The following is an 11,011-nucleotide window of genomic DNA, read 5'->3' as shown; positions in this document are numbered from 1 at the left end:
GCCCCGGTCCTTCACCAATCTTACAGCCTCAAGCTTGAACTCGCGGCTGAACCTCCGTCGTTGCATTCCAGCTCTCCAGTCCCGTTGAACACCTTATCTCGGTGTCCACGAAACCGGCAGCAGGCCACCCACCTTCGCGCGCGGATCGGAAAGATGTTCGGGCTTTCCGCGGCGGTGATCGACGAGGTGGTGCGGCAGTCGCCTTATGCGCCTAAGCCGGCCGGGATGGTGCGCAACGACCGAGCAGAAGCAGATGGGGCGCTGTATGCGGTCTATTGGAAAAAGGACGTGACGGCCACGTTTGGCCGCTTCGTCGAAGAATGCGTCTCCGTTACGCCGACCATGTTCACCCATCCCTTCATCGAGGGGCGCTTCCGCTGTTCGGGAAAGGGCTCGGCATGACCTGCGTCACCGAGCCCCCGTCCGCCGGCCGCGATAGCCTCGAGGAGCGCGCCCGCCGCCTTGAAGCCCTGGAAGGCTTCGAGACCGAGCTCTACGACCTCGTGAACATGGCTGGAATCGCGGTCGCCCTCGCGGAACACGCCTTCTGCGATGTGACCTCTCACCGAGAGCTCAGCGGCGGGCAGCGCGATGTCTACCATCTCGGGCGGCAGGAGGTGGATCGCCTGCTGTTCGCCGGCTCGCACACCCTCCGCATGATGTCGGGCTTCAAGGACCGATATCTCGCGGCGATGGGGCTGGGCGGCTGACCGCAGCCCGATTTGTGGGCGCATGCTTTGCACAAGCTAAGCGCGGATAGCATCGGATTGGCGCCAGCCCCCCGAAACACGACTGCTGGCACTGCCATGCGCCCCGCTGGGCACAATCTCAGCGGGGCGCAATTGCAAAGGCAGAAAGCGGAAGGCGGGGAGCCACCAAAAAGGTCGTATTGGTGGTTATTTTGGTGGTTTGTACCAAGGTGGTGCCGGATAACTCATTGAAAAGATTGGTGGGCCCGGCAGGACTCGAACCTGCAACCAGACCGTTATGAGCGGCCGGCTCTAACCATTGAGCTACAGGCCCCACCTCCGGCGCGGCGACGCGATGCGGGCGCCGGCCATATGGCGCTCTAGCAATTCCGGAGGCGGGGAACAACCGCGCGTCGTCATTGCGCCCCATTGGCGCCGCGTTCGCGGGGTGGTGTGGCGGCCCCATCCCGTCCGAGCGGAGACCTCCATGATTGTCCGAAGGCTGCACCAGCAGGCCGCTGCCGTGCTCCTGATGTCCCTGTCGCTGGCGCTTTCCGCAGCCGCGCCGGCCCGTGCCCAGGAGGCGGGGCGCACGACGCTCAGTGTCGTTGGCGCAGGCGAGGCGAGCGCCGTGCCGGATATGGCGACGTTTTCCACAGGCGTCGTCGCGGCGGCCAAGACGGCGGAGGAGGCGCTGGCCGCCAATTCCAAATCCATGGCGGACCTCATCGCGGCCATCAAGGAGACGGGGATCGAGGCCAGGGACATCGCCACCTCGGGCTTTTCCATCCAGCCGCAATATTCCCAGCCGCCGCAGAACTCCCGCGAGGCACCGCGCGTGACGGGCTACGAGGTGCGCAACACGGTGACGGTGAAGGTGCGCGACCTCGCCCGGCTCGGCGCGCTGCTGGACCGCATGGTGCAGGCGGGGGCCAACCAGGCGGGCGGGCTGCGTTTCGGCGTTGCCGACAGCGGTGCGCTGGAGGAGAAGGCGCGCGTCGCCGCCTTGCAGGACGGCATGGCGCAGGCGAAGGTCCTGGCCGAGGCGGCGGGCATGCGCCTCGTCCGGCTGCGCCGCATCGCTCCGGCGGAGCGCGGCGGCATCGTCTCGCCCGCGCCCATGATGATGAAGGCGGATGCCCGCGCTGTGCCCATGGAGGCGGGCGAACTCTCCGCCTCGGCGCGCATCAGCCTCGTCTATGACGTGGAGCCGCTCTGAGCCTCAGCCGGCGCCGCGCTCCAGGCCCTTCGCCTCGACCCACAGGGCCTCCATCTCGTCCAGGCTGGCGTCTGCCGGCTTGCGCGCGGCGGCGGCGAGGCGGTCCTCCACATAAGCGAAGCGGCGGGTGAACTTGTCGTTGGTCCCCCTGAGCGCCGCCTCGGGGTCGACGCCTGCATGGCGGGCAAGGTTCACCACCGCGAAGAGAAGGTCGCCGATCTCGTCCTTGATGGCCTCCGTGCCGCCTTCGTCCAGGGCTTCTCCCACCTCCTCGGTCTCCTCGCGGATCTTGGCGAGCACCTGGCGGGCATCACGCCAGTCGAAGCCCACCTTGCCGGCCTTCTCCTGGAGCTTGAGGGCGCGGGTGAGGGCGGGCAGGGGGACGGGCACGCCGTCCAGCACGCGGCCATTCCCGTCCGGCGGCAGCCCGGCCTCGGTGCGGCGCTGCGCGCGCTCGGCCTTCTCCTGCGCCTTGATCTCTCCCCAGAGCGCCTTCACCGCATCGGGGGCGAGGTCCCGGGTGTCGCCGAACACATGGGGGTGGCGGCGGATCAGCTTTCCGGTGATGGCCTCCACCACGTCGCCGAAATCGAAGAGGCCCGCCTCCTCGCCCATGCGGGCGTGGAACACCACCTGGAGGAGGAGGTCGCCCAGTTCCTCGGTGAGGTCACCCATGTCGCCGCGCGCGATGGCGTCGGCCACCTCATAGGCTTCCTCGATGGTGTAGGGCGCGATGGTGGAGAAATCCTGCTCCAGGTCCCAGGGGCAGCCGGTGTTCGGCGTGCGCAGCGCGGCCATGATGTGGAGGAGGCGCGCGATGTCGCGGGAGGGCTGCATGGGAATCTCCGGTCGTGGGGGCGGCGTCCGCTCCTTTCCTCTATGATGGGTGCATGGCGGAGTGCAAAGCATGCGTGCGGTGGCGGTGCCGGATATGACCGATCTTCGGCCGGGCGAGGTGGGCGTGGACCTGCCGGGCGGCTACGATGCGGGCCTCTATTTCATCGGCCGCATCCGCACGCCCTGGGCGCGGCGGGAGGATTGCCCGCGCCGGGGCGCGCCCGACGGGCCAGTTTGCCGGCTGGAGATTGATCCGCGCTGGGCGCAGGCGCTGGAAGGCGTTTCGGACGCGCCGCGCCTCCAGGTGCTCTATTGGATGGACCGGGCGCGTCGCGATCTCGTGCTCCAGAGCCCGAAGCGGGACGGGGCCACCCGCGGCACCTTCTCCATCCGCTCGCCCGTGCGGCCGAACCCCATCGCCTCCTCCGTGGTGGAACTGGTGGGGGTGGAGGGGCTGGTGGTGTCGGTGCGCGGCCTTGACTGCGTGGATGGCACGCCGCTGCTGGATCTGAAGCCGGAATATTGCGCTTTCGCGCCGGAGGTGCCTTAAGGGCAGCCTCCTCGTTTGCGGACCCATGGCATGAGCGAAATCGAAGCATCGACCGAAGCGGACGGCCTCGTCTATGCCGCGCGCCCGAAGATGATGGGTCCCGGCTCGCGCTTCCGCCTGCATGACGGGGTGCTCGACTGGACGGTCGGCCCGCGCTCCGGCCGTCTGGCGCTGGCGGATGTGGCCTCCGTGCGCCTCTCCTACCATCCGGGGCAGCTTGCTTCACCCAATTACGAGATGCGGCTGAAGGGGCGGGGCGGCGAGGATCTGAAGATCGGCTCGCTCTCGCGCACATCCGTCACCGGCATCGAGGACAATCGCCGGGCCTATGCGGCGTTCGTGCGCGCGGTCCATGGCGCCCTGCCGCCCGCGGCTTCCATCCGCTTCGACGGCGGCCTGCCGTCCTGGCGGTGGGGGCTGATGAGCGTGCTCGGCGCGATCACCGCGTGCGGGCTCCTCGCGGTGTTGGCGAGCGCGGTCCTCAGCGGGCAATGGCCGGTGGCGGCGCTCATGGCGGTGCTCACTCCGCTGCTCGGCTGGCCGCTGGCGGAGACGCTGTGGCGCAACAAGCCGGCGCCTTATTCGCCGAACGACTTGCCCACGCGCTTGATCCCCGGCTGAAGCCCGGTTTCCTCATTCTCCGCCGAGCGCACCAGGCCCGTCGCCACATCGGTGATGCGCGGCGCCGGCAAAGCGGCGAAGGGCAAAGGCCGCGTCACGGCAATGGCGGCGAGGCCGAGGCGAGCGGTGAGGAGGCCGTTCACTACGCCCTCGCCCAGCCGGGCGGAAAGCCGGGCGGCGATGCCGTGGCCCACCAGCTGCTGGACGATGCTGTCGCCCGCCGCCATGCCGCCGGTGACAGCGAGATGGCTCACCACATGCCGGATCAGCCGCACGGTGCCCAGCGCGCCGGGCCGGCCGCCATATAATTGAGACAGGCGTCTCATGAGATTGAGGGCCGTGTAGAACACGAACAGCAGATCCACCGCCGCCCGGGGCGACACCGCCGTCACCACTGAGACACGCTTTGCGGCATCCGACACCATCTGGCGCGCCTTGGCGTCCAGCGGCGCCATCAGGGTGCGCTCGGTGAGGCGGATGAGGTCCGCGCCGTCGATGATGGCGCCGAGATGGGAGGAGAGCTCGGTCCGCGCCCGTGCCAGGGTCGGCGTGCCCGCGGCGAGGCGGAGAAGGTCCCGCGCGACGCCTTCGGCTTCCGGCCGGTCGTCCGCCTCGAGCGCGGCCATGGCGCGGGTTCGGATGGCATCGAGGCTGGAGAGGCGTGCCAAAGCGAGGATTTCCCGCCCGGCAATGGCCAGCCCGGCGACGGCGAAGAGGCCGGCCAAGGCAAGGCCGAGATAGCCGAGCCATTCCGCCCGCGCGAACAAATCCTCCACCAGCTTGGAGACCGCAAGGCCGACACCGAGGCTCACAAGCCCGCCCAAGGCGGACCAGAACACCGCGCCGAGCCCGATCCCCCGGCGCGGCGGCGCAGGCTCCACCGGTACGGGGACGGTGCCGCCAAGCGCGTCCGGCGCTTCCTTCTCAGGTTCCGCCTCGGTGAAGGTGATGCCGGCCTCGTCCAGGCGGAACACCTGCGGGCGCGAGGTGTCCATGGGGGCTGTGCGCGTCTTGGTGGCTTTCGCCATCTCGCCTCCTTAACCGAGCCGGTCGGCCAGCAGGAACTGAAGCGCCCGGTCCAGGCGGATATGGGGCAGGGGGGCATCCGTGCCAATGCCCGCAGGCGGCCGGAAGCGCAGGAAGCGGAAATCCGCATCCCCGCTGGAAAGGCCGCGGAAGCCCGCCGCGCCCGTCTCGAACAGCACGTCGGGGGAGGAGGGCAACTCGCCGGGGAACAGCGCCACTTCCTCTATGCCGTCGAACACGTGCTTTCCGGCCTGCTGGCCCTTTTCCGGCGTGCCGACGATGGCGGCGAGGCGCTTTCCGTCCCGCGTCACCTCCGCCTCGCGCGTGGCGCGCACGGCGGCGAGGGCCGCCACATCGATATGCGCGCCGCTCTGGCGGGCGCGGGCATGGGCCCGCTCAACGAGGCGCCGCAGGATCGCTTCCAGCCGGTCGTGGCTGGTGCGGTGCAGATGGTCGGCCTTGGTGGCGGCGAACAGCACCTTCTCGATGCGCGGGCGCCAGAGCGAGGAGAGGAGGCTGTTCCGCCCCACCCGGAAGGCGAGGAGGATGGAATCGAGCGCCCGCTCCAGGTCGGCCAAGGCGTCCGGCCCCGCATTGAGGGCGGCCAGCACATCCACCAGCACGATCTGCCGGTCGAGCCGGGCGAAGTGCTCGCGGAAGAAGGGGCGGACCACGGCGCTCTTATAGGATTCGAACCGCCGCTCCATCATGGCGCCGAGCGAGCCGGAGGGCGCAGGCTCCGTGCCCGGGTCGAGGGGGGCGAAGGTGAGGGCGGGGGAGCCGTCCAGGTCGCCGGGCAGGAGGAAGCGACCCGGAGGCAGGAGGCTCATGGCCACCCGCTCGCTGCGGCAGGCGGCGAGATAATCCTTGAACCGCGCCGCAAGGCCGCGCGCGATGGTCTCATCGGCGGGCGCAAGCGGGTCGACGCCCGCGAGCCCCTCCAGCATCTGCGCCGCCTCCGCCGCCCGTGCCGGGGCGCGGGCCAGGGTGAGGCTTTCGCGGCTGAAATCGGCGTAGCTCATCTCCAAGAGCGGCAGGTCCAGCAGCCATTCGCCGGGATAGTCCACGAGGTCGAGGGTGAGCGAGCGCATGCCGCCGCGCTTCGGCGCGTAGCGCATGCCGAGGCGCAGCTCGCTCACGCGCGAGGTGGAGGCCGGCCATTCCCGCGCCTCCGCGAGAGTGCGGAAATGGTCCTCGAAGGGGAAGCGGGGCACCGCGTCATCGGGCTGCGGCTCCAGGGTCGCGGACCCGATGCGCCCCGAATTCAGCGGCTCGAACACCGGCATTCGCCCGCCCTGCGTCAGGGCCTGGACCAATGCGGTGGTGAAGACGGTCTTGCCGGAGCGGGCGAGGCCCGTCACGCCGAGGCGCAGGGTCGGGTGCGCAAGGTCTTCGAAGCGGTCGGCAACGGCGCGCAGGCCGATCCGCGCCTCGTCCAGCAGGCGCGTGGTGGTGGACATGGCTTTAGGTTTCGTCCGCGAGCGTGCGCGGCGTCACGAAACGGTCGAGCCGCCCGCTCTCGGGGGCGATGGCGGACCAGTCGTCCACCGGCAGGTCGATCACCGCCACGGCGCCGGTGGGGAATTTCTCGTCCATGGCGTCGCGCGCGGCGGAGGAGCCGTGCTGCACCAGGGTCTCGGCCAGGTCTTCCAGGCCGGGATTGTGACCCACGAGCATGAGCGTATGGATCTCGGCCGGCTGGTCCCGCAGCACGGCGAGGAGGCGGGTCGCGCCCGCCTCATAGATGCGTGGCTCGCTCATGCCGGCGGGCACGCCCGGCATCTGGGCCGAGACCAGCTCCCAGGTCTCGCGGGTGCGCCGGGCGGGGGAAACGAGAATGCGGCCGGGGATGAGGCCTTCCGCGGCCAGATACCGGCCGATGCGCGGTGCCGCCTGGCGCCCGCGGGGGGCCAGGGGCCGCTCGGGATCGGCGATGCCCTCGGGCCAGTCGGACTTCGCGTGGCGGAGCAGGATGAGGCGGCGCATCACACCATCGGTGACATGAGAGCGACTCACATTTTAGAGGGCGGGGCCGCCTGAGGGAAGCGAAGGCCGAATCCCGTGTGGCCGCTTCATTTTCGCTTCTGGCGCAAAGACGAAGCTTCTGCCAATGAAGAAGCCTGCGACAAGAGGCGCCATGAGCTTCAGCAAGGGACAATCCGTACCTCCGGGCGGCAGCCGGCGTGGCCCGCAGGAGGATCTCGATTGCGACGTCTGCGTGGTGGGCGCCACGCTGGCGGGGCTGTGGGCGGCTGTGTCTCTGGCCCTGCGCGGCCGCAGCGTCGTGCTGCTGGATGCGGGCGGGATCGAGCCTTACCGGGGCAGCGGGCTGGTGCGGCCGGGGCTCGGCCTCTCCGCGGTCCGGCTCTGCGCCCGCAGTGACCGCGCCTCGGTGCGGCGCCTTTATGATCTCTCCGCGGGCGCGGCCCGCAGCGCCACCCGGCTGCTGGACGTGCTCGGCATGGAGGCGCGGGCGACGGGCCTCCTCCAGCTGCCGGGGCCTTTGGGAAAGCCGGATGTGCTTGAGGAAGCCGCCGCCCGGGACGTGCTCGGCCTCCACGAACTCGTCCGCCTCAGCCCGGCCGACATGTCGGATGCCCTTGGCATCGAATCCTTCGCCGGCGGGCTCTATGATGCCGAGCCCAGTACATACGACGCCGAGGACCTCCCCCTCGTCCTGACCTCCGCCGCACGCGCCGCGGGGGTCCGCATCTTCGAGCATGCGCCCCTCGTGGATACCGATCTCGACGGGGTGCGCAAATATCTCCACACGGCGACGCATCGCGTGCGGGCGGAGCATGTGGTGTTCTCCACCGACCGCGGCCTCGGAACGGCCGCGCCCTGGATTGCCCGCGCCCTCGGAGAAGCCTGTTTCGTGTCGGGCTCTTTCTCTCTCGGCGGGGGGCGGGCCATGCCGTCTGAAACGGTGGTGGAGGGGGGCGCACGGGGCGTCCGGTTCGCCTGGGACGGCACCACCCTTGCCTTCACCGCGCCCACCGCCTCGCTCGTGCGGGGGGAAGTGGCGGCGGCTTGCGCCCTGCGCCGGCACGCCGCCCGCTTTTATCCCAAGCTGCGGCACGCCGTGGCCGGGCATGCCCGTGGATTTCGCGTCCGCACGTCACGCCATGGCCTGCCGCTCATCGGCGCGTTCCGGCCCGGTGTCTGGTACGGCATCGCGCTCGGCGCCGAGCCGCTCGCCAATGCCAGCCTCGCGGCCGACCTCATCGGCGATGCCATCATCGAGCGGGACGACCGCATCGAGGCCTTCGCGCCCTTCGGCCCTTCATTCGCCTGGGGTTTTGCGGGCCGCCTTGCCGGCCGCGCCGCCTATTGGGCCGGCCGGCTCATGGATTCCTCCGACCGGAGCACGGCGGAGCGGGAAGCGCGGGCGGAAGCCATTTTGCCGGCTGAGCCTGCAGGCCGGACCGCGGAAACATAAGGCAGCTGCCGCTGCGTCGGCACTGTGGCGATCCGGCGGCAATTGTGGCTTCCGTGCAACCAAGTTTAAAGGCAGACGCGCTAGGATGCAGGCTGATTGCGGCTGGGGCGTATTGTGATGGGTGGTCGGATACTGATGCGGCTTTGCGCCGGCACCGTGTTGGCGCTTACCGCCGCGTGCCCGGCTTTCGCCCAGGAAAACAACCTTTTCCCCGGCTTCAAGGCGCCCGATTTCATCTTCGTGGAAGACAATTGGTATCTGACCCTGGGCCTCGGCGTCCGGGTCGAGCCCTCCTATCCCGGCAGCAATGAATACCGGGGCATGCCCTTTCCGGTGATCAGCCTCAGCAAAGGGCGCGAGCTGTACGATTTCCAGAGCGTGGACGACAGCTCCTCCATCGGCCTGTTCGACAATGGGTTTTTCTCCGGCGGCCTCGCCTGGAGCCTGAACTGGGGTCGGGAGGAGGACGACGCCTCCAAGCTCGTCGGCCTCGGCAATGTGGATCCGACCATAGAAATCGGCGGCTTCCTGCAATGGTTTCCGGTTTCCTGGTTCCGCATGCGGGGCGAGATGAGATACGGCGTCGGCGGCTTCAGCGGCTGGGTCGGCGATGCGGGCGCGGACTTCATCGCCCCCTACGGCCCGTGGCGCTTCGCGCTCGGCCCGCGCGTCTCCTTCTCCGGCTCGGGCTATATGGATGCCTTCTACGGCATCTCGCCCACCCAGTCGGCGGTCTCGTCCTATTTCATCAATCCGCTGCCGGTCTACCAGCCGGGCGGCGGCATCGAATCCTGGGGCGTCACCGCCCAAATGACCCGTAACCTGGGCAACGGCTTCATGTGGGGCATGTACGGCACCTACAGCCGCCTCGTGGGCGATGCCGGCAGCTCGCCGCTGACCACCAACGAGAATCAGTTCGAGGCCGGCATGTCGCTGAGCTATTCGTTCAACCTCGGCAAGGCGTGGTGGTGATGCCGCGCGGCGGGGAATTCACCGCCGCGTGACCACGTCCGGCGCCCATTCTCTGCCGCCAATCGGTTCAGCTCCCGCATATTTTGCGTGCAATCCGCCCATTGTATCGCCGCGCGGCCGCTTCGTGGCCGGAGCCCTGTTGTCGACGGGCGAGGGGATGGCTATAAGCGCGGCGACCTGACGGGATCAGCGACGGCGTATCGAGGACATTGCTGATGTCGATCCAAATCGACGAGGACTACCGCCCCCGCGAGGACGAGGCCTTCATGAACGACAGGCAGCGGGAGTATTTCCGCGTGAAGCTGTTGAACTGGAAGGACGACATCCTGAAGGAGGCTCGCGAGACCCTGCAGCACCTTCAAGACGAGAACCAGAACCACCCGGATCTTGCGGATCGCGCCTCCTCGGAGACCGACCGCTCCATCGAGCTGCGGGCCCGCGATCGCCAGCGCAAGCTCATCGCCAAGATCGATGCCGCCCTTCAGCGCATCGAGGATGGCAGCTACGGCTATTGCGAGGATACGGGAGAGCCAATCTCCCTGAAGCGGCTGGAGGCTCGCCCCATCGCGACCCTCTCCGTGGAGGCCCAGGAGCGCCACGAGCGGCGCGAGCGGGTCTATCGCGACGATTGACGCAAATCGCCCACGCGGCCCGGCCCCTGCGGCATCCGCCGCGTTGCCAGTTGCGTGGGCGCTAAGCTAGAACGATTGAAGTTCGAATTTTGATGGCGCCGGACGAGCGGTCCGGCGCGCGAGCGGGGATGGGTCGAGCGATGGTGGCACGCATCTTCAGGCCGGCGCGCAATGCGATGCAGTCCGGCGTCGCCAAGACCAAGCTTTGGGTGCTGGAATACGAGCCCGAGCAGCCGCGCTCCGTGGAGCCGCTGATGGGCTATACCTCTTCCGGCGACATGCGCAGCCAGGTGAAGCTGCATTTCGAGACCAAGGACGAGGCGATCGCCTATGCCGAGCGGCATAACATCGCCTACCAGGTGTTCGAGCCTCACGAGCCGGTCCGCCGCCGCATGGCCTATTCCGACAATTTCACCTATCGCCGCGCCGGGCAGTGGACCCACTGAGCCCGTTCCGTGCTGTGGGTTGCGGGCTTTCGGCGTTTTGATCCCGCCCCGTGGGTGGGGTAAAAGCGGTGCATCGGCCCCGTAGCTCAGCTGGATAGAGCAGCCGCCTTCTAAGCGGCAGGTCGCAGGTTCGAGCCCTGCCGGGGTCGCCAGCAATATCAATGATCTAGCGATAATAATGTCGCGAAACTTGTTGATGAGCCGGCTAGGCGCGGGTGGGGCGCGCGCACCCCGGTGACCATCGCAATGCCATCGCTCGAGATGATTCGTGGAGGGGAAGCTGGCGAACAACCCACAGGATCTGAAGGCCCGGGCCGAGGCGGCGTTTAGCCGGCCAGCGGCCTCTTCCACCATTCCAGAGGTGGACGCAGTTCAAGCGAAGACGGCGCGCCTGAAGGCCCTCCGGGAGGCCAGGGAAAAGGCCGAGGCGGAGCGGGCGGACATCGCGCAGGAGAAGGCGCGCAGGGCACGGGAACTGCGGAAGAAGTGAAGGCCGCGCCGCCGCGGGATATGGCTGCCATCTCCAATGGCCGGTGCTATATGCGCCAGCGCGGCACGCGCCGCGTCCTTCCAGTTTCGC

At 68.8% G+C, this 11,011-nt stretch carries 14 protein-coding genes and 2 tRNA genes; 11 read left to right on the top strand and 5 right to left on the bottom strand.

Translation table 11 applies throughout. The annotated features are described in order from the left end of the window. Together ABLE91_RS15630 and ABLE91_RS15625 are read left to right on the top strand one after the other, a co-directional pair. The coding region (locus ABLE91_RS15630) for a hypothetical protein (protein ID WP_348932041.1) at positions 1–402 on the top strand (402 nt) is incomplete at its 5' end. Further along, positions 399–710 (top strand): hypothetical protein, encoded by a 312-nt coding sequence (locus tag ABLE91_RS15625; protein WP_348932040.1) that lies wholly within the window; start codon positions 399–401, stop codon positions 708–710. The genes ABLE91_RS15630 and ABLE91_RS15625, both read left to right, overlap by 4 nt. A 237-nt stretch (positions 711–947) precedes the next feature. On the opposite strand, the gene ABLE91_RS15620 is transcribed toward ABLE91_RS15625, so the two are convergent. After that, positions 948–1,023 (bottom strand) — tRNA-Ile (locus tag ABLE91_RS15620). Between the two features lie 153 nt (positions 1,024–1,176). Between ABLE91_RS15620 and ABLE91_RS15615 the strand changes: the two genes are divergently transcribed. Next, positions 1,177–1,908: an SIMPL domain-containing protein gene (locus tag ABLE91_RS15615; RefSeq protein ID WP_348932039.1), complete on the top strand. Its 732-nt coding sequence runs from the start codon at positions 1,177–1,179 to the stop codon at positions 1,906–1,908. Positions 1,909–1,911: 3 nt separating this feature from the next. Here the strand turns inward: ABLE91_RS15615 and mazG are convergent, their stop codons facing one another. Beyond that, positions 1,912–2,745, bottom strand: a complete 834-nt coding sequence (gene mazG, locus ABLE91_RS15610) for a nucleoside triphosphate pyrophosphohydrolase (RefSeq protein ID WP_348932038.1) — start codon at positions 2,743–2,745, stop codon at positions 1,912–1,914. A gap of 70 nt (positions 2,746–2,815) precedes the next feature. Here mazG and ABLE91_RS15605 point away from each other — a divergent pair, with 70 nt between their 5' ends. Beyond that, on the top strand, positions 2,816–3,295 hold the full coding sequence (locus ABLE91_RS15605) for an SAM-dependent methyltransferase (RefSeq protein ID WP_348932036.1): 480 nt from the start codon (positions 2,816–2,818) through the stop codon (positions 3,293–3,295). A 30-nt stretch (positions 3,296–3,325) separates the two neighbouring features. Continuing rightward, positions 3,326–3,916 (top strand): hypothetical protein, encoded by a 591-nt coding sequence (locus tag ABLE91_RS15600; protein WP_348932035.1) that lies wholly within the window; start codon positions 3,326–3,328, stop codon positions 3,914–3,916. Here the strand turns inward: ABLE91_RS15600 and ABLE91_RS15595 are convergent. The 3 genes from ABLE91_RS15595 to ABLE91_RS15585 are packed head-to-tail and all read right to left on the bottom strand — an operon-like array spanning position 3,874 to position 6,928. After that, positions 3,874–4,944: a YcjF family protein gene (locus ABLE91_RS15595; protein WP_348932033.1), complete on the bottom strand. Its 1,071-nt coding sequence runs from the start codon at positions 4,942–4,944 to the stop codon at positions 3,874–3,876. The two genes, ABLE91_RS15600 and ABLE91_RS15595, sit on opposite strands and share 43 nt — an antisense overlap. Before the next feature lie 9 nt (positions 4,945–4,953). Continuing rightward, entirely contained in the window at positions 4,954–6,402 is a 1,449-nt protein-coding gene (locus ABLE91_RS15590; protein ID WP_348932031.1) for a YcjX family GTP-binding protein, read from the bottom strand. Between the two features lie 4 nt (positions 6,403–6,406). Then, positions 6,407–6,928, bottom strand: coding sequence for a SixA phosphatase family protein (locus ABLE91_RS15585; RefSeq protein ID WP_348932029.1), 522 nt, complete (start codon positions 6,926–6,928; stop codon positions 6,407–6,409). Between the two features lie 151 nt (positions 6,929–7,079). Here ABLE91_RS15585 and ABLE91_RS15580 point away from each other — a divergent pair, with 151 nt between their 5' ends. From ABLE91_RS15580 to ABLE91_RS15555, 6 genes are all read left to right on the top strand, one after another. Continuing rightward, positions 7,080–8,381, top strand: a complete 1,302-nt coding sequence (locus ABLE91_RS15580) for an NAD(P)/FAD-dependent oxidoreductase (protein ID WP_348932028.1) — start codon at positions 7,080–7,082, stop codon at positions 8,379–8,381. 117 nt (positions 8,382–8,498) lie between these two features. Further along, positions 8,499–9,353: a MipA/OmpV family protein gene (locus ABLE91_RS15575; RefSeq protein WP_348932027.1), complete on the top strand. Its 855-nt coding sequence runs from the start codon at positions 8,499–8,501 to the stop codon at positions 9,351–9,353. 215 nt (positions 9,354–9,568) lie between these two features. Then, entirely contained in the window at positions 9,569–9,985 is a 417-nt protein-coding gene (gene dksA / locus ABLE91_RS15570; protein ID WP_348932025.1) for an RNA polymerase-binding protein DksA, read from the top strand. Between the two features lie 140 nt (positions 9,986–10,125). Continuing rightward, positions 10,126–10,431: an ETC complex I subunit gene (locus ABLE91_RS15565; RefSeq protein ID WP_348932023.1), complete on the top strand. Its 306-nt coding sequence runs from the start codon at positions 10,126–10,128 to the stop codon at positions 10,429–10,431. A gap of 75 nt (positions 10,432–10,506) precedes the next feature. Further along, a tRNA-Arg gene (locus ABLE91_RS15560) sits at positions 10,507–10,583 on the top strand. 209 nt (positions 10,584–10,792) lie between these two features. Beyond that, complete coding sequence (locus ABLE91_RS15555; RefSeq protein ID WP_348932021.1) at positions 10,793–10,921, top strand: hypothetical protein; 129 nt, start codon at positions 10,793–10,795, stop codon at positions 10,919–10,921. Positions 10,922–11,011 lie beyond the last annotated feature (90 nt).

It is taken from the genome of Aquabacter albus (genome assembly GCF_040049275.1).
Taxonomy (GTDB): domain Bacteria; phylum Pseudomonadota; class Alphaproteobacteria; order Rhizobiales; family Xanthobacteraceae; genus Aquabacter.
The sequence above is the reverse complement of the archived record's forward strand: the minus strand, read 5'-3'. Positions and strand labels throughout refer to the sequence as shown.